We start from the raw sequence: 20945 nt of genomic DNA, 5'->3' as shown, positions 1-20945 counted from the left end.
TATATATATTAATTTATGCCAACTATTCAACAATTAGTTAGAAAAGGAAGAGCCCAAGTTACTAAGAAGAGTAAATCGGCTGCTTTGAAGGCATGTCCACAACGTCGTGGAGTATGTACACGTGTTTATACTACAACACCTAAAAAACCTAACTCAGCAATGCGTAAAGTAGCGCGTGTTAGATTAACAAACGGTAATGAGATAAACGCTTACATCCCAGGAGAAGGACATAACCTACAAGAGCACTCGATAGTATTAGTAAGGGGAGGAAGAGTAAAAGATTTACCAGGGGTAAAGTACCACGTAGTACGTGGAGCTTTAGATACTGCTGGTGTTGAGGGAAGAACTCAACGTAGATCTAAGTATGGAACAAAGCGTCCAAAAAAATAATCTATAATCTTTTAAATTCTTAAGAAAACATGAGAAAAAGGAGAGCAAAAAAGAGAATTCTTTTACCAGATCCAAAGTTTAACGACCAATTGGTAACACGTTTTGTGAATAACTTAATGTGGGATGGAAAGAAATCTACAGCGTTCAAGATTTTTTACGATGCATTAGAGATTGTAGAAAATAAAAAAGGTGAAGAAGAAGAAAAATCTTCTTTAGAAATATGGAAAGATGCATTATCTAACGTAATGCCTCAAGTAGAAGTACGTAGCCGCCGTGTTGGTGGTGCTACTTTTCAAATTCCAATGCCAATTAGACCAGACCGTAAGGTTTCTATGGCAATGAAATGGTTAATTTCTTACTCTAGAAAGAGAAATGAAAAGACTATGGCTCAAAAATTGGCTGCAGAAGTATTAGCTGCTGCAAAAGAAGAAGGAGCTGCTGTTAAAAAGAGAGTGGATGTTCACAAGATGGCTGAAGCTAACAAAGCATTTTCACATTTTAGATTTTAATAGAAATGGCTAGAGATTTAAAACTTACAAGAAATATTGGTATTGCTGCGCATATTGATGCAGGAAAAACTACCACTACAGAACGTATATTGTACTACACAGGAGTTTCTCACAAAATTGGAGAAGTTCATGATGGTGCTGCAACTATGGACTGGATGGAGCAAGAGCAAGAAAGAGGTATTACAATTACTTCTGCTGCAACTACTTGTGAATGGCAGTTTCCTATGGAAAACGCACAGCCGTTACCTGATACTAAAGGTTATCATTTTAACATTATCGATACTCCAGGGCACGTTGATTTTACCGTTGAGGTAAACCGTTCTTTACGTGTATTAGATGGATTGGTTTTCTTATTTAGTGCTGTTGATGGTGTTGAGCCTCAGTCAGAAACTAACTGGAGATTAGCTGATAACTATAAAGTACCTCGTATTGGATTCGTAAACAAAATGGACCGTCAAGGTTCTAATTTTGCTAACGTTTGTAATCAGGTAAAAGAAATGTTAGGGTCTAATGCTGTTGAAATCGTTTTACCAATTGGTGAAGAAAATGATTTTAGAGGTATTGTAGATTTAGTAAAAAACAGAGCTATTATTTGGCATGATGAAACTCAAGGGGCAACTTTTGATGAAATCGCTATTCCTGAAGATATGGTTGACGAAGCTGCAGAAGCTCGTGCTAGATTGATTGAAGAGGTAGCTGGATATGATGAAGCTTTGTTAGAGAAATTCATGGAAGATGAAGACTCTATTTCTGAAGATGAAGTACATGCTGCTTTAAGAGCTGCAGTTATGGATATGGCAATCATTCCTATGATTTGTGGATCTTCATTTAAAAACAAAGGAGTTCAGTTTTTATTAGATGCTGTTTGTAGATATTTACCATCACCATTAGATAGAGATAGTATTATTGGTACTCATCCTGACACAGGTGAAGAGGTAACAAGAAAACCAGATGTTAAAGATAAGTTTGCTGCATTAGCGTTTAAGATTGCTACAGATCCTTTCGTAGGACGTTTGGCTTTCTTCCGTGCTTATTCAGGACGTTTAGATGCTGGTTCTTATATCTTAAACAACCGTTCAGGTAAAAAAGAACGTATTTCTCGTATTTACCAAATGCACGCTAACAAACAAAACTCTATCGACTTTATTGAGGCTGGAGATATTGGAGCTGCTGTAGGATTTAAAGATATTAAGACTGGAGATACTATGTCTTCTTTAGATGGACCAATCGTGTTAGAGAGTATGGATTTCCCTGCTCCAGTAATTGGTATTTCTATTGAGCCTAAAACAAAAGCTGATGTTGATAAAATGGGTATGGCTTTAGCTAAATTAGCTGAAGAAGATCCAACATTTACTGTAAAAACAGATGAGGCTTCTGGTCAAACTGTAATTTCAGGAATGGGAGAATTACACTTAGAAGTTTTAGTAGATCGTTTAAAGCGTGAATTTAAAGTTGAGGTTAACCAAGGGCAACCACAAGTAGAGTACAAAGAAGCTGTAACAAAAACAACTGAGCACAGAGAAGTTTATAAAAAGCAATCTGGAGGACGTGGTAAGTTTGGAGATATTGTATTTACAATGGGACCTGTTGATGAAGACTTTGGTACAGGATTACAATTTATCGATGAAATTAAAGGTGGACGTATTCCTAAAGAATTCATTCCAGCTGTAGAAAAAGGATTTAAAGAGTCTATGCAAAATGGACCTTTAGCTGGATTCGTGATGGATTCATTAAAAGTTGTTTTAAAGGATGGATCTTTCCACCCTGTGGATTCTGATGCTTTGTCATTTGAATTGGCTGCTAAATTAGGATATAAAGCTTGTGCAAAAGCTGCAGGTGCTATCATCTTAGAGCCAATCATGAAGATGGACGTTATAACTCCAGAAGAAAACATGGGAGATATTGTTGGTGACTTAAACAGACGTAGAGGTCAAGTAAACGATATGAGTGATAGAGGAGGAGCAAAAGTTGTAAAAGCTGATGTGCCGTTATCAGAAATGTTTGGTTATGTAACTACTTTACGTACGTTATCATCAGGTAGAGCAACTTCTACAATGGAGTTCTCTCACTATGCACAAACACCTGCTAACGTTTCGGAAGAAGTAATTGCAGCGTCTAAAGCTTAATTTTAAAACATTAGAAAATGAGTCAAAAAATCAGAATAAAATTAAAGTCTTACGATTATAACTTAGTAGATAAATCTGCTGAGAAGATCGTAAAGACGGTAAAGTCTACAGGAGCTGTTGTTAATGGTCCTATTCCTTTGCCAACAAATAAAAAGATTTTTACAGTATTACGTTCTCCACACGTAAACAAAAAATCTAGAGAGCAATTCCAATTATCTTCTTATAAAAGATTATTAGATATCTATAGTTCTTCATCTAAGACTATTGATGCTTTAATGAAATTAGAATTACCTTCTGGAGTAGAAGTAGAAATCAAAGTTTGATAAAAACTTAATAGACATATAAAACCAGCCTAATAATGTTAGGCCGGTTTTTGTGTCTCTTATGAACATATTTAATAACAATAATTAATTAATAATAATGTCTGGGTTAATAGGAAAAAAAATCGGAATGACTAGCATTTTTGATGAGAACGGGAAAAATATTCCTTGTACTGTAATTCAAGCTGGTCCATGTGTAGTTACCCAAGTCAGAACTGAGGAAGTAGATGGTTATTCTGCTATCCAATTAGGTTTCGATGACAAATCTGACAAGAATACTACTAAAGCTTTGCAGGGTCACTTTGCTAAAGCAGGTACTACTTCTAAAAAGAAAGTTGTTGAGTTTAGTTTTGATGAGGAGTTGAATTTAGGAGATACAGTAGGTGTAGATCTATTTGTAGAAGGAGAATTTGTTGATATATCAGGAATATCTAAAGGTAAAGGTTTCCAAGGGGTTGTAAAACGTCATGGATTTGGTGGAGTAGGACAAGCTACCCACGGTCAACATAACCGTTTAAGAGCTCCGGGATCTATCGGTGCTGCATCTTATCCTGCACGTGTATTCAAAGGAATGCGTATGGCAGGAAGAATGGGTGGAGATAAAGTTAAAGTTGAAAACTTAAGAGTTTTAAAAGTTGTTGCTGACAAGAACTTAATCGTAGTAAAAGGATGTGTTCCTGGTGCTAAGAACTCTTACTTAACTATCGAGAAATAATGAAAGTAGCAGTTTTAGATTACACAGGAAAAGATACGGGACGTCAGGTTGAATTATCTGATGCGGTATTCGCTATAGAGCCAAATGATCATGCAGTTTACTTAGATGTAAAGCAACATTTAGCAAACAAAAGACAAGGTACTCACAAAGCTAAAGAAAGAGCTGAGGTTGCTGGGTCTACAAGAAAGATTAAAAAACAAAAAGGAACAGGTACTGCTCGTGCAGGATCTATCAAATCTCCAGTTTTTAGAGGTGGAGGTAGAATTTTTGGACCAAGACCAAAAGATTATTCTTTCAAATTAAACAAAAACTTAAAGAGATTGGCTAGAAAATCTGCTTTTAGTTTACAAGCAAAAGAGTCTAATATTATCGTTGTGGAGGACTTCAATTTTGAAGCTCCAAACACTAAGAATTTCATTAATGTATTGAAAGCTTTAGAGTTAGATAATAAAAAATCTCTATTTGTGTTGGGTGAGTCAAATAAAAATGTATATTTGTCTTCACGAAATTTAAAAGGGTCTGAAGTTGTAACTACCTCAGAATTAAACACTTATAAGGTTTTAAATGCTGGAAAAGTTGTTTTATTAGAGGGGGCAATTGAAGGTATTGAAGCTAATTTAAGTAAATAGGATACAGATATGAGTATTTTAATAAAGCCTATTATTACAGAAAAAGCAACAAAAGATAGCGAGTTATCAAACCGCTATGCTTTTGTTGTAAAGTTGAAAGCTAACAAAATTGAAATCAAAGAAGCTATTGAAGCGACTTATGGGGTTTCGGTTGAGAAAGTAAGAACAATGATATATCCAGTAAAACGTTCGACAAAATTCACTAAAAAAGGTGTAGTTGAGTCGAAAATTTCTGCATATAAAAAAGCTATCATCGAGGTAGCAGAAGGAGAGAATATTGACTTATACAGCAATATTTAATTAATTAAACAATTTTAAATTTTAACATGTCAGTTAGAAAATTAAAACCAATCACACCAGGTCAGCGTTTTAGAGTTGTAAATGGGTTCGACGCTATTACTACTGATAAGCCGGAAAAGTCATTATTGGCACCGAATAAAAGATCTGGAGGTCGAAACAACAGTGGTAGAATGACAATGCGCTACGTAGGTGGTGGTCATAAGAAGAGATACCGTATTATCGATTTTAATAGAGATAAGTTCGGAGTTGAAGCTACTGTAAAAACAATTGAGTACGATCCAAATCGTACTGCATTTATTGCATTAGTAGAATATACTGATGGAGAAAAAAGATACGTTATTGCTCAAGCAGGATTGCAGGTAGGTCAAACTATTGTTAGTAGTAATGAAGCGATTACTCCAGATGTTGGTAATGCAATGCCTTTGGCAAACATTCCTTTAGGTACAACAATTTGTTGTATTGAATTAAGACCAGGTCAAGGAGCTGTTATGGCTCGTTCTGCAGGTTCTTTTGCTCAGTTAATGGCAAAAGAAGGAAAGTATGCTACTGTAAAATTACCGTCAGGTGAAACAAGATTAATCTTGTTGACTTGTATCGCGACAATCGGAGTTGTTTCAAACTCAGATCACCAATTATTAGTTTCTGGTAAAGCTGGTAGATCAAGATGGTTAGGTAGAAGACCAAGAACAAACGCTGTAAGAATGAACCCTGTTGATCACCCTATGGGAGGTGGAGAAGGACGTTCTTCAGGAGGTCACCCAAGATCGAGAAATGGTATACCTGCTAAAGGATATAAGACTAGATCTAAGACAAAAGCGAGTAATAAGTATATTTTAGAACGTAGAAAAAAATAATAAGACATGGCACGTTCATTAAAGAAAGGACCTTTCATATTCCACAAACTTGAGAAAAGAGTTATCGCTAATGCTGAGGCAGGAAGCAAAGAAGTAATCAAGACTTGGTCAAGAGCTTCTATGATTACTCCAGACTTCGTTGGTCAAACTATTGGAGTTCACAACGGAAGAACATTTGTACCAGTATATGTTACTGAAAACATGGTAGGTCATAAATTAGGAGAGTTTTCACCAACACGTACCTTTAGAGGTCACGGTGCAGACAAGAAAAACAAAGGAAAAAAATAGTAGGATATGGGAGTTCGTAAACATAATATGGCAAAACAGATCAAAGAAGCAAAGAAAGAAGTTGCTTTCGCTAAATTGACTGGTTGTCCTACATCACCAAGAAAAATGAGATTGGTGGCTGATTTAGTAAGAGGAGTACAAGTTGAAAAAGCTTTACAAATCTTGAAATTTAGCTCTAAAGAAGCATCTATAAACTTAGAGAAGTTATTGTTATCTGCAATTGCTAACTGGCAAGCAAAAAACGAAGACGCTAGTTTAGAAGAAGCTAATTTATACGTTAAAACAATTACTGTAGATTCTGCAGGAATGTTAAAGAGATTAAGACCAGCTCCACAAGGTCGTGCACATAGAATTCGTAAGCGTTCTAATCACGTTACTATTGTGTTGGGAAGTAAAAATGTTGAAAGCAAATAATCAAAAGTAGAAATGGGACAAAAGACTAATCCAATAGGAAATCGTTTAGGAATCATCAGAGGATGGGACTCAAACTGGTACGGAGGTAATGACTACGGAGATAAAATTGCTGAAGACGATAAGATAAGAAAGTACTTAAACGCAAGATTATACAAAGCTAGTGTTTCTAGAATAATTATTGAACGTACTCTTAAACTTGTAACCGTTACTATCACTACTGCTAGACCAGGTATTATTATCGGGAAAGGTGGACAAGAGGTAGACAAGTTAAAAGAGGAGTTGAAGAAATTGACTGGAAACGAAGTACAAATCAATATTTTTGAAATTAAACGTCCTGAGTTAGACGCTAATTTAGTTGCTGCAAGTGTTGCTCGTCAAATTGAAAATAGAATTTCATACAGACGTGCAATAAAGATGGCTATTGCTGCAACAATGCGTATGAACGCTGAAGGGATAAAAATCCAAATTTCAGGTCGTTTAAACGGAGCTGAAATGGCACGTTCAGAGCACTATAAAGAAGGTAGAATTCCTTTATCTACTTTTAGAGCTGATATTGACTATGCTTTGGTAGAAGCTCATACTACTTACGGGAGACTGGGAGTTAAAGTATGGATTATGAAAGGTGAGGTTTATGGTAAACGTGATTTATCTCCATTAGTAGGTTTGGCTAAAAAGTCAGGAGGAAAAGGTGGAGCTAACGCAGGAGCTAAGAAAGGACCTCGTAGAAGAAAATAATTTTTCACAAAAATTAGAATTTAGAAATGTTACAGCCTAAAAGAGTAAAGTATCGTAAGGTACAGAAAGGTAAAGGTAATATGAGCGGTGATTCTCAAAGAGGGAATCAGTTAGCTTTTGGAATGTTCGGGATCAAATCTTTAGAACAAGCCTTAATTACCTCTAGACAAATAGAAGCAGGTCGTATTGCTGCGACACGTTATATGAAAAGAGAAGGTCAGTTATGGATCAAAATCTTCCCAGATAAGCCTATTACAAAGAAGCCTTTAGAGGTTCGTATGGGTAAAGGTAAGGGAGCTCCTGAGTATTTCGTAGCGGTAGTAAAACCTGGTAGAATATTGTTTGAAATCGGAGGAGTATCTTTCGATGTTGCAAAAGAAGCATTACGCTTAGCAGCTCAAAAAATGCCAGTTAAAACTAAGTTCGTTGTTGCGAGAGATTATGATAACGCTTAATATCTAAGAGAAATGAAACAATCAGAAATTAAAGAATTGTCAGTTGCAGACTTACAAGAGAAATTAGATTCTCTTAAAAAGAACTATACTGATCTTAAGATGGCTCATGCTATTTCTCCGTTAGAGAATCCTTTAGAGTTGAGAGCGCTTAGAAAAACTGTAGCAAGAGTAGCTACTGAGTTAACTAACAGACAATAAGTATTTTTACAAGATGGAAAATAGAAATCTTAGAAAAGAAAGAATTGGTGTTGTATCTAGTAACAAAATGGATAAGTCTATTGTTGTTGCTGAGGTAAAAAAAGTGAAACACCCAATGTATGGAAAATTCGTATTAAATACGAAGAAATACGTTGCACACGATGAGCAAAACGACTGCAACATTGGAGATACTGTAAGAATCATGGAAACACGACCTTTAAGTAAATCTAAACGTTGGAGATTAGTAGAAATCCTAGAAAGAGCGAAATAGTATGTTACAAACAGAATCAAGATTAAACGTAGCAGATAACACTGGAGCTAAAGAGGTCTTAGTGATCCGTGTTTTAGGAGGAACAGGAAAGCGTTATGCTTCTATTGGAGACAAAATTGTTGTAACTGTAAAGTCATCAACTCCAAATGGAAACGCTAAAAAAGGTCAAGTATTCAAAGCTGTTGTTGTTCGTACTTCTAAGGAAGTAAGAAGAAAAGACGGTTCTTACATTCGCTTTGATGACAACGCATGTGTGTTGTTAAACGCGGCTGGAGAAATGTCTGGAACACGTGTATTTGGACCTGTGGCAAGAGAACTTCGTGATAAGCAATTCATGAAAATTGTATCATTAGCACCTGAGGTGCTTTAATATTTGTAAAACAATGGCAAAGATTAAAATTAAATCAGGAGATACAGTAAGAGTTATTGCTGGAGATCATAAAGGAAAAGAAGGGAAAGTAGTAAAAATTATTACTGATAAAAACAAAGCAATTGTTGAAGGTGTAAACTTAGTTTCTAAGCACACTAAACCAAGCGCTCAAAACCCTCAAGGTGGAATTGTAAAGAAAGAAGCTGCTTTACCTATTTCTAACTTGGCAATTTTAGAGAATGGAAACATTACTAAGGTTGGTTATAAAGTAGAAGACGGTAAAAAAGTGCGTATTTCTAAAAAATCAGAAAAAGCTATTTAATATGAGTTATATTCCAAGACTTAAGCAAGAGTACACTGACAGAATTAAGGCTGCCTTAACTGAAGAGTACGGATATAGCAATATTATGCAAGTACCTAAATTAGAGAAAATTGTAATCTCTAAGGGAGTAGGTGCTGCTATTGCAGATAAGAAATTAGTAGATTACGCTGTAGAAGAGTTAACTACTATTTCTGGACAAAGAGCAGTTGCAACGTTATCTAAAAAAGATATTGCATCATTTAAATTACGTAAAGGGATGCCAATTGGTGCAAGAGTTACTTTACGTGGAACTAAAATGTATGAATTTTTAGATAGATTAATTACTGCATCTTTACCACGTGTAAGAGATTTCAACGGTATCAAAGCTACTGGTTTTGATGGAAGAGGAAATTATAACTTAGGAATTACTGAGCAAATTATTTTCCCTGAAATCAATATTGATCAAGTGAAAAAAATTGGTGGTATGGATATTACTTTTGTAACATCTGCTGCTACCGATAAAGAAGCTAAATCATTATTAACAGAGTTAGGTTTACCATTTAAAAAGAACTAGTCATGGCTAAAGAATCAATGAAGGCTCGTGAGAGAAAAAGAGCTAAAACAGTTGCTAAATATGCTGAGAAGCGTAAAGCTTTGAAAGAAGCTGGTGATTACGAAGGATTACAGAAGTTACCTAAAAATGCTTCTCCTGTACGTGGTCATAACCGTTGTAAGTTAACAGGAAGACCAAAAGGATATATGCGTCAGTTTGGTATTTCTCGTGTAACTTTCCGTGAAATGGCAAACCAAGGGTTAATCCCAGGTGTGACAAAAGCAAGTTGGTAAAATTTTAAGAATTAATTTTAGATGCTAGCCCCATGTATATGGGGTGATAATCTAAACCAATACAAATATTATGTATACAGATCCAATAGCAGATTACTTAACAAGAGTAAGAAATGCTTATTTAGCAGGACACAGAGTAGTGGAAATTCCTGCATCAAAGGTTAAAAAAGCAATCACAGAGATTTTATTTGACCAAGGATACATTTTAAGTTATAAATTTGAACAAGGTACTGCTCAAGGTACAATCAAAATAGCTTTAAAATATAATCCTGAAACTAACGAATCAGTAATAAAGAAAATCGAAAGAATTTCTTCACCAGGTTTACGTAAGTATGTTGGTGTAGAGGATTTACCTAGAGTTTTAAACGGATTAGGAATTGCTATCGTGTCTACTTCTAAAGGAGTAATGACTTCTAAGCAAGCTAAGCGTGAAAAAGTAGGTGGAGAAGTAATTTGTCACGTATATTAAAAATAGAATAGTATGTCAAGAATAGGAAAAAGCCCAATCGCAATTCCAGCTGGTGTTACTGTTACTATTAACGGAGACACAGTTACTGTAAAAGGGAAATTAGGAGAATTAACTCAAGAAATTACTGATGGTATCAGTATAAAAGAAGAAGAAGGTGTTTTAATCTTAGATCGTCCTTCTGAATCTAAAACTCACAAAGCTAAGCACGGTTTGTATAGAGCTTTAATCAATAATATGATTGAAGGAGTATCTAACGGGTGGACTAAGCAATTAGAATTAGTAGGAGTTGGATATAGAGCATCAAACCAAGGTAACGTTTTGGACTTGGCAATTGGTTTCTCACACAATATCATTTTAGATATTGCACCAGAAGTTCAAGTTGAAACAGTTTCTGATAAAGGAAAAAATCCAATCGTAAAACTTACTTCTTTCGATAAGCAATTGGTAGGTCAAGTAGCTGCAAAGATTCGTTCTTTCCGTGCACCTGAGCCATACAAAGGAAAAGGAATTAAGTTTGTAGGTGAAGAATTAAGAAGAAAAGCAGGTAAATCTGCATAATTTATAGTATTATGGCATTATCAAAGCTTGAAAGAAGACAAAGAATTAAGCGTAGAATTAGAAAAATTTCTGTAGGTACAGCATCTAAACCAAGATTATCTGTATTTAGAAGTAATAAAGAAATTTACGCTCAATTAGTTGATGACAACGCAGGTGTTACTTTAGTATCTGTGTCATCAAGAGATAAAGAAATCGAAGCAAAAGGTTCAAAAGTTGAAGTGGCTGCATTAGTAGGTAAATCTATTGCCGAAAAAGCTGTTGCTGCAGGAGTTGAAATCGTTGCATTTGATAGAAATGGTTATTTGTACCATGGTAGAGTTAAAGCATTAGCTGAAGCAGCTAGAGAAGCTGGTTTAAAATTTTAAGAAAATTATATTATGCAAGGATATAAAAACGTAGAAAGAGTTAAGCCAAGCGGATTAGAGTTAGTAGATCGCTTAGTAGCTGTAAACCGTGTAACTAAAGTTACAAAAGGTGGACGTACTTTTGGATTTTCTGCTATTGTTGTAGTAGGAAATGGTGAAGGTGTAGTAGGTTACGGATCTGGTAAATCTTTAGATGTTGCATCTGCAATTGCTAAGGCTGTAGAAGAAGCTAAGAAAAACTTAGTTCGTATTCCATTAATGAGCGCTACTTTACCTCATGAACAAAAAGGTAAATTTGGTGGATCTAAGGTATTATTATTACCTGCATCTCATGGTACCGGAGTTATTGCTGGTGGTGCTGTACGTGCGGTATTAGAATCAGTTGGTGTACACGATGTATTATCTAAGTCTCAAGGATCATCTAACCCTCATAACGTAGTAAAAGCAACTTTTGATGCTTTATTACAGTTAAGAAGTCCACAAGCTGTGGCTGCAGAGAGAGGTGTTTCTTTAGACAAAGTATTTAACAGTTAATATTGAATACCATGGGAAAAATTAAAATAACACAAGTAAAGAGCCAAATAAACCGTACGCAAGTTCAAAAAAGAACTTTAGAAGCGTTAGGTTTGTCTAGAATTGGTAAAACGGTAGAGCATGACGCTTCACCAGCAATTGTAGGAATGGTTAATAAAGTTAAACACTTAATTTCTGTTGAAGAAATTAAATAAGTCATAAAAAGATGAGTTTAGATAATTTAAAACCTGCTAAGGGTTCTGTAAAAAGTGGTAAACGTATTGCTAGAGGTGAAGGTTCTGGTCATGGAGGTACTGCTACAAGAGGACACAATGGTGCAAAATCTCGTTCTGGATATTCTAGAAAAGTAGGATTTGAAGGAGGGCAAATGCCATTACAAAGAAGAGTACCTAAGTTTGGATTTACCAATGTAAACCGTAAGGAGTACAATGGAATCAATTTAGATAAATTACAGTCTTTAGTAGAGAATGGAAAAGTTACAGATACAGTTAATTTAACTGTATTAATAGAAAACGGTTTGGCTGGTAAAAACGACTTAGTAAAAATACTAGGAGGTGGAGAGCTTAAAGCGAAGTTAAATGTAACTGCACACAAATTTACTGCAACTGCTAAAGCGGCTATCGAAGCTGCGGGTGGTGAAGCTGTAACCTTATAACATAATAAACTTAGATGAAGAAATTTATCCAAACTATAAAAGACATTTGGTCTATCGACGAGTTAAAATCTAAAATACTTTTAACATTAGGATTGATGGCTGTTTACAGATTTATGGCACAGGTAACATTACCAGGTATAGATCCTCAACAGTTAACAGCTTTAGGCGATAAAACATCAGATGGACTTTTAGGTTTATTAAGCGCATTTACAGGTGGTGCATTCTCAAGAGCTTCAATCATGGCTCTTGGGATTATGCCATATATATCAGCATCTATTGTAGTTCAGTTAATGGGAATTGCGGTTCCGTATTTACAAAAATTGCAAAAAGATGGTGAAAGCGGAAGAAATAAGATCAATCAAATCACACGTTGGTTAACAATAGGAATTACTATTGTACAAGGTGGAGCTTATTTAACAAGTTTACCTTCTTTAGGTATTCCTGCTGAAGCTTACCTATTAGGTCAAGGTGGAATGTTCTGGATTTCTTCAATGATTTTATTGACTGCGGGAACTGTTTTTGCTATGTGGCTTGGTGAGCGTATTACTGAAAAAGGAATTGGTAACGGAATTTCGTTATTAATTATGATTGGTATTATTGCTAGATTTCCAGGTGCATTTATGCAAGAATTAACTGCTAAGTACGCTGCTGGTTCTGGAGGATTTATGATGATTCTTTTAGAAATAATAGTTTGGTTGTTAATTATTTTAGCAAGTATATTATTAGTAACAGCGGTACGTAAAATTGCAGTTCAATACGCAAGACGTACTGTGGTTGGAAGTGTAGATGATGCTCAAGGAGCAAGACAGTATATTCCATTAAAGTTAAATTCTGCTGGAGTAATGCCAATTATTTTTGCACAAGCAATTATGTTTGTACCAGGATTGGTTGCAAGAAACACAGAAGGAACAGTACAAACAGTATTTAATGCTTTATCTGATTTTCACGGATGGGGATACAACATTTTATTCTGCATTTTGATAATAGTTTTTAGTTATTTCTATACAGCTATTACAATTCCAACAAATAAAATGGCTGAAGACCTTAAGAAAAGTGGAGGTTTTATACCGGGTGTAAGGCCTGGAGTAGAAACTGCAGAAAAATTAGATAGTATTTTGTCAAAAATTACGTTACCTGGATCTATTTTCTTAGCTTTGCTGGCTGTTTTCCCAGCCATTGTTGTTCACTTTGGTGTTCAACAAAACTGGGCACTGTTTTATGGAGGTACTTCGTTAATTATTATGGTAGGTGTTGCAATCGATACTATCCAACAAATTAACTCGTATTTACTAAACAGACATTATGACGGTCTAATGAAAACTGGAACAAAAAGAAGAGGGACAATTTAATTATGGCAAAACAAGCGTCAATACAACAAGACGGTACAATTACTGAAGCATTATCTAACGCAATGTTTAGAGTTGAGTTAGAAAATGGTCATATTGTTACTGCACACATCTCAGGTAAAATGCGTATGCATTATATTAAGTTGTTACCAGGAGATAAAGTTAAGTTAGAAATGAGTCCTTATGATTTATCAAAGGCTCGAATTACTTATAGATACTAAAATATCATTACGATGAAAGTAAGAGCATCAATAAAAAAGAGAAGTGCCGAGTGCAAGATTGTGCGTAGAAAAGGCAGATTATATGTAATCAATAAAAAGAATCCTAGATTCAAACAAAGACAAGGTTAGTTATGGCAAGAATTTCAGGTATTGACATTCCAAAGAACAAACGTGGTGTAATCGCGTTGACTTATATTTTTGGAATTGGTAAAACTAGAGCTAAAGAGATTTTAGCAAATGCTGGAGTAGATGAGAACATCAAAGTTCAAGATTGGACAGATGATCAAATCGGAGCAATTCGTGAGCAAGCAGGTACTTTCACTATAGAGGGTGAATTACGTTCAGAAATCCAAATAAACATCAAACGTTTGATGGATATTGGATGTTTTAGAGGAATCCGTCATAGAGCTGGGTTACCATTAAGAGGTCAAAGAACTAAGAACAACTCTAGAACGAGAAAAGGAAAACGTAAAACTGTAGCGAACAAAAAGAAATAATTAAGTTATGGCTAAATCTAATACAAAGACCGCTAAAAAGCGTAAAGTTATTGTTGAGTCTGTTGGAGAAGCACACATTACTGCTTCATTTAACAACATCATCATTTCTTTAACAAATAAAAAAGGAGACGTTATTTCATGGTCTTCTGCAGGTAAAATGGGATTCCGTGGATCTAAAAAGAACACTCCTTATGCTGCACAAACAGCTGCTGAAGATTGTGCTGCTGTAGCACACGAAGCAGGTTTACGTAAAGTTAAAGTTTATGTAAAAGGACCAGGAAACGGTAGAGAATCTGCTATTCGTACTATTCATAATGCTGGAATTGAAGTATCAGAAATTATTGATGTTACTCCATTACCACATAATGGATGTCGTCCTCCTAAAAGAAGAAGAATCTAATTTTTTTTATTATTAACACTAAGTTAGCAATTAAGTTATCGAAGGACTAAGCCTTAATTCATAACTGCTAACTTTTTAATTTTTTTATTATGGCAAGATATAATGGACCTAAAACTAAAATTGCTCGTAAGTTTGGAGAAGCAATTTTTGGTGATGACAAGTCTTTCGAAAAACGTAACTATCCTCCTGGACAACACGGGTTGGCAAAGAAAAGAGCTAAACGTTCTGAATATTCTTTACAGTTACAAGAAAAACAAAAAGCAAAGTATACTTATGGTATCTTAGAGCGTCAATTCTCTAATTTATTTAAGAAAGCTTCTGCAAGTAAAGGTATTACTGGAGAGGTATTATTACAATTATGTGAATCTCGTTTAGATAACACAGCTTTCCGTATGGGATTGGCTAATTCTAGAAGTGGAGCACGTCAATTAGTATCTCACAGACATATTACTGTTAACGGTGAAATCGTTAACATTCCTTCTTACCAATTGAAGCCTGGTGATGTTGTTGGTGTAAGAGAAAAATCTAAATCACTTTCAGTTATTGAGAACAGTTTAGCTAGTTCTTCTGCTGTTTATGAGTGGTTAACATGGAATAATGATACTAAGACAGGAACTTTTGTTACTGCTCCTGAAAGAATTCAGATTCCAGAAAACATCAAAGAGCAATTAATCGTCGAGTTATACTCGAAATAATAATTAGACACCAGTTAACTATGGCAATTTTAAATTTTCAGAAACCAGACAAAGTTATCATGATCGAATCTACCGACTTTGAAGGTAAATTCGAGTTCAGACCGTTAGAGCCAGGTTTTGGTTTAACTGTAGGTAATGCTTTAAGAAGAGTATTATTATCGTCTTTAGAAGGTTTCGCAATTACATCTTTACGCATTGAGGGAGTAGAACATGAGTTTTCTACTGTACAAGGTGTTGTTGAGGATGTTACTGAAATCATCTTGAACTTAAAACAAGTACGTTTTAAGCAACAGATTGAAGACACAGATAAAGAAACTGTTTCTGTATCTGTATCGGGTCAGAACCAAATCACGGCTGGTGATATTCAGAAATTTACTTCAGGTTTTCAAGTTTTAAACCCGGATTTAGTAATCTGTAACTTAGATAGCGCAGTTGCTGTTAGTTTTGATATTACTATTGAAAAAGGTAGAGGATTTGTTCCTGCTGAAGAAAATAAAAAAGTAAATGTGCCTTTAGGAACAATTTTTACAGATTCTATTTACACTCCTATAAAGAATGTTAAATATGCTGTAGAAAACTACCGTGTAGAACAAAAGACTGACTATGAAAAATTAGTTTTTGACGTTGTTACTGATGGATCTATCAATCCTAAAGATGCATTAACAGAAGCTGCAAAAATTTTAATCCACCACTTTATGTTATTCTCTGATGAGCGTATCACTTTAGAGGCTGATGAAATTGCAAGAACAGAAACTTATGATGAGGAGTCTTTACACATGAGACAGTTATTGAAAACCAAATTGGTTGATATGGACTTATCAGTAAGAGCTTTAAATTGTTTAAAAGCAGCAGAAGTTGAAACGTTAGGAGATTTAGTATCTTTTAACAAAAATGACTTAATGAAATTTAGAAACTTTGGTAAAAAATCTTTAACAGAGTTAGATGAATTGGTAAATGTTAAAAATTTACATTTCGGAATGGATTTAAGTAAATATAAATTAGACAAAGACTAAACCCCTTTCATATTTTGCTCCTCAAAATGGGTAGATGCAAGATGAAAGCTAAAATCATTTAAAATGAGACACGGAAAGAAATTTAACCACTTAGGTAGACAAACGGCACATAGAAATGCAATGTTAGCAAATATGGCTTGTTCTTTAATAGAACACAAACGTATTAATACTACTGTTGCTAAAGCTAAAGCTTTACGTATGTACGTTGAGCCTATCATTACAAAATCTAAAGAAGATACTACACATAATCGTAGAGTTGTTTTTTCTTATTTGAAAAACAAATATGCTGTTACTGAGTTATTCCAACAGATTGCTGTAAAGGTTGCTGATAGACCAGGAGGATATGTTCGTATTATCAAATTAGGAAACCGTCAAGGAGATAATGCTTCTATGGCAATGGTTGAATTAGTTGATTACAACGAGATTTATAATCCAAATGGGGCTAAGAAGAAAAAGACTACTCGTAGATCTAAGAAAAAAGCTGATGCTCCACAAGTGAAAGCTGAGGCTGAATCAACAGAAACTACTGAAGAGTAAGAATGATTTACTTCTGGTAAAATATATAAAGGATAAACTATTTAATAGTTTATCCTTTTTTTATATTTGCAAAAATATTTTTACAAACATTCTTTGTTGAAAGCTTAGGTGAAACACCTCCACCCAACAACAAAAACAACTTTTATGAAGTACAAAGAATTAAAGAAAGCAATTTTATTATTAGAAGATGGAACTATCTTCGAAGGAAAGTCTGTAGGTATTGAAGGTACTACCATTGGTGAAGTATGTTACAATACTGGAATGACTGGATATCAAGAAATTTTTACAGATCCGTCTTATTTTGGTCAAATTATGGTAACTACCAATGCACATATTGGTAATTATGGAGTAAACGATGACGAAGTAGAATCTGAAGGAATTAAGATTGCTGGTTTGGTATGTAGAAATTTTAGTTACGAGTATTCAAGAGAACGTTCTAATGGTTCATTAGATGAGTATTTTAAAAAACACGGATTACTTTCTATTACAGACGTTGATACAAGAGCAGTAGTAAGTTACATTAGAAAACATGGAGCAATGAATGCTTTGATTTCTACAGAAGTTGACAACATTGAAGGTTTAAAGGCAAAATTAGCTGAAGCCCCAAGTATGAAAGGTTTAGATTTAGCATCTGTTGTTTCAACAAAGGAGCCTTATTTTTATGGTGATGAAAATGCTAAATACAAAGTATCTGCTTTAGACTTAGGAATTAAAACTAACATATTAAGAAACCTAGCTAAGAGAGATTGTTACATAAAAGTTTTTCCATGTACAGCTTCTTTTGAAGACATGGCTGCTTTTAATCCTGATGGATATTTCTTATCAAATGGACCTGGAGATCCTGAACCACTAAAAGGTGTGCAAGAGGTTGCTAAAACAATTATAGATAAAGATTTACCTTTATTTGGAATTTGTTTGGGACATCAAATTATTGCATTATCTCAAGGGATTTCTACTTATAAAATGCATAACGGACATAGAGGAATCAATCACCCTATAAAGAATTTAATTTCTGGAAAAGGAGAAATTACTTCTCAAAACCATGGATTTGTTGTAAAAAGAGATGATGTTGAGGCAAACGATAATGTTGAAATTACTCATGTTCATTTAAATGATAATACCGTTGCCGGTATTAGAGTTAAAAATAAAAACACTTTTTCTGTACAATATCATCCAGAGGCTGGACCAGGGCCTAATGATGCTACTTACTTATTTGATCAGTTTGTTGAAAACATGAAATAAAAAAACAAAAAAGCCATTTCGGAAGAAATGGCTTTTTTGTTTTTTAATCTAATAACGAGGGATCTACATATACATTGTAATCTTTTAATTCTTCTAAATGTTCTTTATAATTAAAAGCAGCTTTGCTAAAGGCTTGTCTTCTTAATTTGTTTGTTTCTAATCTACTTTTAGATCTTATAAAACGTCTAACATCTTCTGAATTTCTAAGTTTTAGTCTTGGAACTGTCACATTTTTACCATCTTCTGTTTTGGCAACCATTACAAAATAAGACGAGTTACAATGTTTTTTAACTCCGGTTTGTATGTTTTCAGAAACCACTCTTATTCCTACAGTCATAGAAGTATTCCCAACATAATTTACTCTTGCTTTTAAAGTTAAAAATTCACCAACTTCAACCGGATTTAAAAAGTTAACGGTGTTTACAGAAGCTGTAACACAATAAGCACCAGAGTATTTTGAAGCACATGCAAATGCTATTTGATCCATTAAATTTAAAATATAACCTCCGTGAATTTTTCCGCTAAAATTAGAATTCATAGGTTTCATTAATTCAGTAATCTCAACGGCTGAGTCTTGTGGGCTTTTAATTATTGTGTCCATGTTGTAAACTTTTTATTAATACAAATATACGTAAAATATTAAGTATAATTACGTAGTTTATTTTAAGTTAATTATATTTTTATGATGATAAGAAAATTAATCAAACTTTTTAGCTTGTTCCCAGTAAACATCCATTTCTTCTAAACTAAGATCTGTAAGTTGAATGCCTTTTTTCATGGTATTGTTTTCTAAATACTCAAAACGTTTTTTAAATTTTATATTGGTGCGTTCTAAAGCGTTTTCGGGATTTACTCCAATTAGTCTGGCATAATTTACCATAGAAAATAAAACATCGCCAAATTCGGCTTCTATACGCTTTTTATCGCCTTTTAAAATTTCTTCGTTTAGTTCTGATAATTCTTCTTGTACTTTTTCCCAAACTTGTTCTGGGTGTTCCCAATCAAAACCCACTGCTGAAACTTTTTCTTGAATTCTATTGGCTTTTACCAGAGCAGGTAAAGAACTTGGAACACCTTGTAGAATAGAAGTATTTCCTTTTTCTTTTAATTTTAATTGCTCCCAATTTTTTTTTACTTCTTCCTCATCTTCTACTTTTATATCGCTGTAAATATGAGGATGCCTATGAATTAGTTTTTCTGAAATGGCTGAGGCTACATCACCGATGTCAAAATGATTGGTTTCGCTTCCAATTTTAGCATAAAAAACAATGTGTAAAAGTAAATCACCCAATTCTTTTTTAATTTCATTTAAATCATTGGAAAGAATGGCATCGGCAAGTTCGTAAGTTTCTTCAATGGTTAAATGCCTTAGAGATTCTATCGTTTGTTTTTTATCCCAAGGACACTGTTCTCTTAATTCATCCATAATGGTTAACAAACGATCTATAGCAGCTAATTGTTCTTTTCTTGAATTCATGTTTCTTAAAAATTGTGTGGTTTGTCAAAGGTAAAAAGTAGAAGCTATATTTATATGTTTAAACAAAAAAAGCTGTTAACACAAAAGTTAACAGCTTTAAGATGAAAACAAACAACTGTTTGTTAAGCTTCTTTTTGAGCTTCTTCTATTTTTTTTAAATCTTCTTTGATGCTTTCAAAATCAAATTCAGCATTTACCAAAATATTGTACCATTGTACTACTTTTTTGATGTTTGAAACGTATACACGTTCTTCATCATAATCAGGTAACACTTCGCTAAACAAGGCAGTTAATTCGTTGTTAGGAGCTTTGTGACTTAGTCCTTCTTTTCCTTCAAATTTATCGTGGATAGATAAAAACACTTGTCCTAAAGGAATTTCAGTCTCATAAGTATAAATACCTATATCACTTAAAACACTTACACTTTGAGTGTTTTTAACAGGAGATTTTTTACCATCTAACAAACTAGTAGTAATAAAACCACCTTTGGTTTGTCCTAAAATTTCATATAATCCTGGTTTTCCAGCAATTGCAATTACTTTTGTTAAACTCATTTTAATTATTTTTAGTTATCGTCTTTTTGCACTGTAATAGCGCATTCTATAATCTGCTCCAGTTTTTCCTTTGGAGATATTTTCTAATTTCTTTTTTAGTAATCTCTTTTTTAATGAAGATACTTTGTCTGTAAACAAAACGCCTTCAATATGATCATATTCATGTTGAAAAACTCTAGCTGCCAATCCACTATAAGTAGCTTTGTGCGTTTTAAAGTTTTCATCTTGATAAGTCACATGAATAGTTTCATTTCTCCAGATTTCTTCTCTAATTTCAGGAATACTTAAACAACCTTCTTCAAAGGCCCATTCATCACCTTCTTCTGATTCAATTTTAGCGTTGATAAATACTTTTCTAAAGTTTTGTAAGACTTCTTTTTCCCCTTCTTCTAAATCTTCATCTTCTGCAAAAGGAGTCGCATCAATAACAAATAAACGGATAGATTTTCCTATTTGTGGAGCTGCCAAACCAACACCATTTGCATTTTCCATGGTTTCCCACATATTGGCAATTAAGGTGCTTAATTCTGGATAGTCTTGGTCTATTTCTTTACCTACTTTTCTTAAGACTGGGTCTCCATAGGCTATAATGGGTAATATCATATCGGTATGCTAAAATTCGATTGCAAAAGTACAAAGAATAGCTTTATACTTTGGTATA

At 34.2% G+C, this 20945-nt stretch carries 37 protein-coding genes; 33 read left to right on the top strand and 4 right to left on the bottom strand.

The window, feature by feature from the left end; all coding sequences use genetic code 11:
• Nucleotides 1–15 precede the first annotated feature (15 nt).
• The 33 genes from rpsL (at nt 16) to carA (ending at nt 18253) form a co-directional block, all read left to right on the top strand.
• Nucleotides 16–390 (top strand): 30S ribosomal protein S12, encoded by a 375-nt coding sequence (gene rpsL, locus QVZ41_RS01385; protein ID WP_068827466.1) that lies wholly within the window; start codon nt 16–18, stop codon nt 388–390.
• A gap of 29 nt (nt 391–419) precedes the next feature.
• Nucleotides 420–899, top strand: coding sequence for a 30S ribosomal protein S7 (rpsG, locus tag QVZ41_RS01380; RefSeq protein ID WP_302882750.1), 480 nt, complete (start codon nt 420–422; stop codon nt 897–899).
• A 5-nt stretch (nt 900–904) separates the two neighbouring features.
• Nucleotides 905–3025, top strand: a complete 2121-nt coding sequence (gene fusA, locus QVZ41_RS01375) for an elongation factor G (RefSeq protein ID WP_302882749.1) — start codon at nt 905–907, stop codon at nt 3023–3025.
• A 17-nt stretch (nt 3026–3042) separates the two neighbouring features.
• A complete protein-coding gene (rpsJ, locus tag QVZ41_RS01370; RefSeq protein WP_010137088.1) occupies nt 3043–3348 on the top strand; it encodes a 30S ribosomal protein S10 in 306 nt (101 codons plus the stop codon).
• Nucleotides 3349–3445: 97 nt separating this feature from the next.
• Nucleotides 3446–4060 (top strand): 50S ribosomal protein L3, encoded by a 615-nt coding sequence (gene rplC / locus QVZ41_RS01365; RefSeq protein WP_302882748.1) that lies wholly within the window; start codon nt 3446–3448, stop codon nt 4058–4060.
• Entirely contained in the window at nt 4060–4689 is a 630-nt protein-coding gene (gene rplD / locus QVZ41_RS01360; protein ID WP_302882747.1) for a 50S ribosomal protein L4, read from the top strand. Before rplC ends, rplD begins: the two co-directional genes overlap by 1 nt.
• Nucleotides 4690–4698: 9 nt before the next feature.
• Entirely contained in the window at nt 4699–4989 is a 291-nt protein-coding gene (gene rplW / locus QVZ41_RS01355; protein WP_073121968.1) for a 50S ribosomal protein L23, read from the top strand.
• A 26-nt stretch (nt 4990–5015) separates the two neighbouring features.
• On the top strand, nt 5016–5843 hold the full coding sequence (rplB, locus tag QVZ41_RS01350; protein WP_302882746.1) for a 50S ribosomal protein L2: 828 nt from the start codon (nt 5016–5018) through the stop codon (nt 5841–5843).
• A 6-nt stretch (nt 5844–5849) separates the two neighbouring features.
• Nucleotides 5850–6131, top strand: a complete 282-nt coding sequence (gene rpsS, locus QVZ41_RS01345) for a 30S ribosomal protein S19 (protein WP_068827452.1) — start codon at nt 5850–5852, stop codon at nt 6129–6131.
• 6 nt (nt 6132–6137) lie between these two features.
• Nucleotides 6138–6545 carry a 50S ribosomal protein L22 gene (rplV, locus tag QVZ41_RS01340; RefSeq protein WP_302882745.1) on the top strand — a complete coding sequence of 136 codons (408 nt, stop codon included), beginning with the start codon at nt 6138–6140 and terminating at the stop codon, nt 6543–6545.
• Between the two features lie 12 nt (nt 6546–6557).
• A complete protein-coding gene (rpsC, locus tag QVZ41_RS01335; protein ID WP_073121972.1) occupies nt 6558–7280 on the top strand; it encodes a 30S ribosomal protein S3 in 723 nt (240 codons plus the stop codon).
• 26 nt (nt 7281–7306) lie between these two features.
• Nucleotides 7307–7735 (top strand): 50S ribosomal protein L16, encoded by a 429-nt coding sequence (gene rplP / locus QVZ41_RS01330; RefSeq protein WP_068827446.1) that lies wholly within the window; start codon nt 7307–7309, stop codon nt 7733–7735.
• Between the two features lie 12 nt (nt 7736–7747).
• On the top strand, nt 7748–7933 hold the full coding sequence (gene rpmC, locus QVZ41_RS01325) for a 50S ribosomal protein L29 (protein WP_068827443.1): 186 nt from the start codon (nt 7748–7750) through the stop codon (nt 7931–7933).
• Nucleotides 7934–7946: 13 nt separating this feature from the next.
• On the top strand, nt 7947–8204 hold the full coding sequence (rpsQ, locus tag QVZ41_RS01320) for a 30S ribosomal protein S17 (protein WP_068827442.1): 258 nt from the start codon (nt 7947–7949) through the stop codon (nt 8202–8204).
• A 1-nt stretch (nt 8205) separates the two neighbouring features.
• Complete coding sequence (gene rplN / locus QVZ41_RS01315; RefSeq protein ID WP_073121974.1) at nt 8206–8574, top strand: 50S ribosomal protein L14; 369 nt, start codon at nt 8206–8208, stop codon at nt 8572–8574.
• 13 nt (nt 8575–8587) lie between these two features.
• Complete coding sequence (gene rplX, locus QVZ41_RS01310) at nt 8588–8896, top strand: 50S ribosomal protein L24 (protein ID WP_068827438.1); 309 nt, start codon at nt 8588–8590, stop codon at nt 8894–8896.
• A gap of 1 nt (nt 8897) precedes the next feature.
• A complete protein-coding gene (gene rplE / locus QVZ41_RS01305; RefSeq protein ID WP_302882744.1) occupies nt 8898–9449 on the top strand; it encodes a 50S ribosomal protein L5 in 552 nt (183 codons plus the stop codon).
• Nucleotides 9450–9451: 2 nt separating this feature from the next.
• Nucleotides 9452–9721, top strand: a complete 270-nt coding sequence (gene rpsN / locus QVZ41_RS01300) for a 30S ribosomal protein S14 (protein ID WP_073121980.1) — start codon at nt 9452–9454, stop codon at nt 9719–9721.
• A 70-nt stretch (nt 9722–9791) separates the two neighbouring features.
• Nucleotides 9792–10190, top strand: coding sequence for a 30S ribosomal protein S8 (gene rpsH, locus QVZ41_RS01295; protein WP_302882743.1), 399 nt, complete (start codon nt 9792–9794; stop codon nt 10188–10190).
• Between the two features lie 12 nt (nt 10191–10202).
• The gene (gene rplF / locus QVZ41_RS01290) at nt 10203–10748 is read left to right on the top strand and encodes a 50S ribosomal protein L6 (RefSeq protein ID WP_302882742.1); all 546 of its coding nucleotides are present in this window, start codon (nt 10203–10205) and stop codon (nt 10746–10748) included.
• Between the two features lie 11 nt (nt 10749–10759).
• Nucleotides 10760–11113, top strand: coding sequence for a 50S ribosomal protein L18 (gene rplR, locus QVZ41_RS01285; RefSeq protein WP_073121986.1), 354 nt, complete (start codon nt 10760–10762; stop codon nt 11111–11113).
• 9 nt (nt 11114–11122) lie between these two features.
• The gene (gene rpsE / locus QVZ41_RS01280; RefSeq protein WP_143155302.1) at nt 11123–11647 is read left to right on the top strand and encodes a 30S ribosomal protein S5; all 525 of its coding nucleotides are present in this window, start codon (nt 11123–11125) and stop codon (nt 11645–11647) included.
• An 11-nt stretch (nt 11648–11658) separates the two neighbouring features.
• On the top strand, nt 11659–11841 hold the full coding sequence (gene rpmD / locus QVZ41_RS01275; protein WP_068827426.1) for a 50S ribosomal protein L30: 183 nt from the start codon (nt 11659–11661) through the stop codon (nt 11839–11841).
• A gap of 11 nt (nt 11842–11852) precedes the next feature.
• Nucleotides 11853–12302, top strand: a complete 450-nt coding sequence (rplO, locus tag QVZ41_RS01270) for a 50S ribosomal protein L15 (protein ID WP_302882741.1) — start codon at nt 11853–11855, stop codon at nt 12300–12302.
• Nucleotides 12303–12316: 14 nt separating this feature from the next.
• Nucleotides 12317–13651 (top strand): preprotein translocase subunit SecY, encoded by a 1335-nt coding sequence (gene secY / locus QVZ41_RS01265; protein ID WP_302882740.1) that lies wholly within the window; start codon nt 12317–12319, stop codon nt 13649–13651.
• 2 nt (nt 13652–13653) lie between these two features.
• A complete protein-coding gene (gene infA / locus QVZ41_RS01260; RefSeq protein ID WP_010137062.1) occupies nt 13654–13869 on the top strand; it encodes a translation initiation factor IF-1 in 216 nt (71 codons plus the stop codon).
• Nucleotides 13870–13881: 12 nt separating this feature from the next.
• Nucleotides 13882–13998, top strand: a complete 117-nt coding sequence (gene ykgO, locus QVZ41_RS01255; RefSeq protein WP_013621733.1) for a type B 50S ribosomal protein L36 — start codon at nt 13882–13884, stop codon at nt 13996–13998.
• Nucleotides 13999–14000: 2 nt separating this feature from the next.
• A complete protein-coding gene (gene rpsM / locus QVZ41_RS01250) occupies nt 14001–14366 on the top strand; it encodes a 30S ribosomal protein S13 (protein ID WP_302882739.1) in 366 nt (121 codons plus the stop codon).
• A gap of 7 nt (nt 14367–14373) precedes the next feature.
• Complete coding sequence (rpsK, locus tag QVZ41_RS01245; RefSeq protein ID WP_068827418.1) at nt 14374–14766, top strand: 30S ribosomal protein S11; 393 nt, start codon at nt 14374–14376, stop codon at nt 14764–14766.
• Between the two features lie 89 nt (nt 14767–14855).
• Nucleotides 14856–15461 (top strand): 30S ribosomal protein S4, encoded by a 606-nt coding sequence (rpsD, locus tag QVZ41_RS01240; RefSeq protein ID WP_302882738.1) that lies wholly within the window; start codon nt 14856–14858, stop codon nt 15459–15461.
• Between the two features lie 20 nt (nt 15462–15481).
• The gene (locus QVZ41_RS01235; RefSeq protein WP_073121997.1) at nt 15482–16474 is read left to right on the top strand and encodes a DNA-directed RNA polymerase subunit alpha; all 993 of its coding nucleotides are present in this window, start codon (nt 15482–15484) and stop codon (nt 16472–16474) included.
• Between the two features lie 63 nt (nt 16475–16537).
• Complete coding sequence (gene rplQ / locus QVZ41_RS01230; RefSeq protein ID WP_302882737.1) at nt 16538–17011, top strand: 50S ribosomal protein L17; 474 nt, start codon at nt 16538–16540, stop codon at nt 17009–17011.
• A 144-nt stretch (nt 17012–17155) separates the two neighbouring features.
• Nucleotides 17156–18253 carry a glutamine-hydrolyzing carbamoyl-phosphate synthase small subunit gene (carA, locus tag QVZ41_RS01225; protein WP_302882736.1) on the top strand — a complete coding sequence of 366 codons (1098 nt, stop codon included), beginning with the start codon at nt 17156–17158 and terminating at the stop codon, nt 18251–18253.
• Nucleotides 18254–18296: 43 nt separating this feature from the next.
• Here carA and QVZ41_RS01220 read toward each other — a convergent pair whose 3' ends face one another.
• The 4 genes from QVZ41_RS01220 to def form a co-directional block, all read right to left on the bottom strand.
• Nucleotides 18297–18854, bottom strand: coding sequence for an acyl-CoA thioesterase (locus QVZ41_RS01220; RefSeq protein ID WP_302882735.1), 558 nt, complete (start codon nt 18852–18854; stop codon nt 18297–18299).
• 96 nt (nt 18855–18950) lie between these two features.
• A complete protein-coding gene (gene mazG / locus QVZ41_RS01215) occupies nt 18951–19730 on the bottom strand; it encodes a nucleoside triphosphate pyrophosphohydrolase (RefSeq protein ID WP_302882734.1) in 780 nt (259 codons plus the stop codon).
• A 122-nt stretch (nt 19731–19852) separates the two neighbouring features.
• Nucleotides 19853–20284: a DUF5606 family protein gene (locus tag QVZ41_RS01210; protein WP_302882733.1), complete on the bottom strand. Its 432-nt coding sequence runs from the start codon at nt 20282–20284 to the stop codon at nt 19853–19855.
• A gap of 15 nt (nt 20285–20299) precedes the next feature.
• Nucleotides 20300–20887 carry a peptide deformylase gene (gene def / locus QVZ41_RS01205; protein ID WP_302882732.1) on the bottom strand — a complete coding sequence of 196 codons (588 nt, stop codon included), beginning with the start codon at nt 20885–20887 and terminating at the stop codon, nt 20300–20302.
• Between the last annotated feature and the right edge of the window lie 58 nt (nt 20888–20945).

It is taken from the genome of Wenyingzhuangia gilva, from assembly GCF_030519655.1.
Lineage (GTDB): Bacteria > Bacteroidota > Bacteroidia > Flavobacteriales > Flavobacteriaceae > Wenyingzhuangia > Wenyingzhuangia gilva.
This window is presented reverse-complemented; position numbering and strand designations above follow the sequence as displayed.

Excerpts from the sequence above, each read along its gene's own strand:
- rpsJ (WP_010137088.1), top strand. The coding sequence starts at position 3,043 with ATGAGTCAAAAAATCAGAATAAAATTAAAGTCTTACGATTATAACTTA.
- rpmC (WP_068827443.1), top strand. The coding sequence starts at position 7,748 with ATGAAACAATCAGAAATTAAAGAATTGTCAGTTGCAGACTTACAAGAG.
- rplQ (WP_302882737.1), top strand. The coding sequence starts at position 16,538 with ATGAGACACGGAAAGAAATTTAACCACTTAGGTAGACAAACGGCACAT.
- rplX (WP_068827438.1), top strand. The coding sequence starts at position 8,588 with ATGGCAAAGATTAAAATTAAATCAGGAGATACAGTAAGAGTTATTGCT.
- rplR (WP_073121986.1), top strand. The coding sequence starts at position 10,760 with ATGGCATTATCAAAGCTTGAAAGAAGACAAAGAATTAAGCGTAGAATT.
- def (WP_302882732.1), bottom strand. The coding sequence starts at position 20,887 with ATGATATTACCCATTATAGCCTATGGAGACCCAGTCTTAAGAAAAGTA.
- rpsH (WP_302882743.1), top strand. The coding sequence starts at position 9,792 with ATGTATACAGATCCAATAGCAGATTACTTAACAAGAGTAAGAAATGCT.
- rplW (WP_073121968.1), top strand. The coding sequence starts at position 4,699 with ATGAGTATTTTAATAAAGCCTATTATTACAGAAAAAGCAACAAAAGAT.
- rplV (WP_302882745.1), top strand. The coding sequence starts at position 6,138 with ATGGGAGTTCGTAAACATAATATGGCAAAACAGATCAAAGAAGCAAAG.
- infA (WP_010137062.1), top strand. The coding sequence starts at position 13,654 with ATGGCAAAACAAGCGTCAATACAACAAGACGGTACAATTACTGAAGCA.
- rpsL (WP_068827466.1), top strand. The coding sequence starts at position 16 with ATGCCAACTATTCAACAATTAGTTAGAAAAGGAAGAGCCCAAGTTACT.
- secY (WP_302882740.1), top strand. The coding sequence starts at position 12,317 with ATGAAGAAATTTATCCAAACTATAAAAGACATTTGGTCTATCGACGAG.
- carA (WP_302882736.1), top strand. The coding sequence starts at position 17,156 with ATGAAGTACAAAGAATTAAAGAAAGCAATTTTATTATTAGAAGATGGA.
- rplE (WP_302882744.1), top strand. The coding sequence starts at position 8,898 with ATGAGTTATATTCCAAGACTTAAGCAAGAGTACACTGACAGAATTAAG.
- ykgO (WP_013621733.1), top strand. The coding sequence starts at position 13,882 with ATGAAAGTAAGAGCATCAATAAAAAAGAGAAGTGCCGAGTGCAAGATT.
- rpsG (WP_302882750.1), top strand. The coding sequence starts at position 420 with ATGAGAAAAAGGAGAGCAAAAAAGAGAATTCTTTTACCAGATCCAAAG.
- fusA (WP_302882749.1), top strand. The coding sequence starts at position 905 with ATGGCTAGAGATTTAAAACTTACAAGAAATATTGGTATTGCTGCGCAT.
- rpsD (WP_302882738.1), top strand. The coding sequence starts at position 14,856 with ATGGCAAGATATAATGGACCTAAAACTAAAATTGCTCGTAAGTTTGGA.
- rpmD (WP_068827426.1), top strand. The coding sequence starts at position 11,659 with ATGGGAAAAATTAAAATAACACAAGTAAAGAGCCAAATAAACCGTACG.
- rplP (WP_068827446.1), top strand. The coding sequence starts at position 7,307 with ATGTTACAGCCTAAAAGAGTAAAGTATCGTAAGGTACAGAAAGGTAAA.
- rplO (WP_302882741.1), top strand. The coding sequence starts at position 11,853 with ATGAGTTTAGATAATTTAAAACCTGCTAAGGGTTCTGTAAAAAGTGGT.
- QVZ41_RS01235 (WP_073121997.1), top strand. The coding sequence starts at position 15,482 with ATGGCAATTTTAAATTTTCAGAAACCAGACAAAGTTATCATGATCGAA.
- rpsC (WP_073121972.1), top strand. The coding sequence starts at position 6,558 with ATGGGACAAAAGACTAATCCAATAGGAAATCGTTTAGGAATCATCAGA.
- rplN (WP_073121974.1), top strand. The coding sequence starts at position 8,206 with ATGTTACAAACAGAATCAAGATTAAACGTAGCAGATAACACTGGAGCT.
- rpsM (WP_302882739.1), top strand. The coding sequence starts at position 14,001 with ATGGCAAGAATTTCAGGTATTGACATTCCAAAGAACAAACGTGGTGTA.
- QVZ41_RS01210 (WP_302882733.1), bottom strand. The coding sequence starts at position 20,284 with ATGAGTTTAACAAAAGTAATTGCAATTGCTGGAAAACCAGGATTATAT.
- mazG (WP_302882734.1), bottom strand. The coding sequence starts at position 19,730 with ATGAATTCAAGAAAAGAACAATTAGCTGCTATAGATCGTTTGTTAACC.
- rpsS (WP_068827452.1), top strand. The coding sequence starts at position 5,850 with ATGGCACGTTCATTAAAGAAAGGACCTTTCATATTCCACAAACTTGAG.
- rplD (WP_302882747.1), top strand. The coding sequence starts at position 4,060 with ATGAAAGTAGCAGTTTTAGATTACACAGGAAAAGATACGGGACGTCAG.
- QVZ41_RS01220 (WP_302882735.1), bottom strand. The coding sequence starts at position 18,854 with ATGGACACAATAATTAAAAGCCCACAAGACTCAGCCGTTGAGATTACT.
- rplB (WP_302882746.1), top strand. The coding sequence starts at position 5,016 with ATGTCAGTTAGAAAATTAAAACCAATCACACCAGGTCAGCGTTTTAGA.
- rpsK (WP_068827418.1), top strand. The coding sequence starts at position 14,374 with ATGGCTAAATCTAATACAAAGACCGCTAAAAAGCGTAAAGTTATTGTT.
- rplF (WP_302882742.1), top strand. The coding sequence starts at position 10,203 with ATGTCAAGAATAGGAAAAAGCCCAATCGCAATTCCAGCTGGTGTTACT.
- rplC (WP_302882748.1), top strand. The coding sequence starts at position 3,446 with ATGTCTGGGTTAATAGGAAAAAAAATCGGAATGACTAGCATTTTTGAT.
- rpsN (WP_073121980.1), top strand. The coding sequence starts at position 9,452 with ATGGCTAAAGAATCAATGAAGGCTCGTGAGAGAAAAAGAGCTAAAACA.
- rpsQ (WP_068827442.1), top strand. The coding sequence starts at position 7,947 with ATGGAAAATAGAAATCTTAGAAAAGAAAGAATTGGTGTTGTATCTAGT.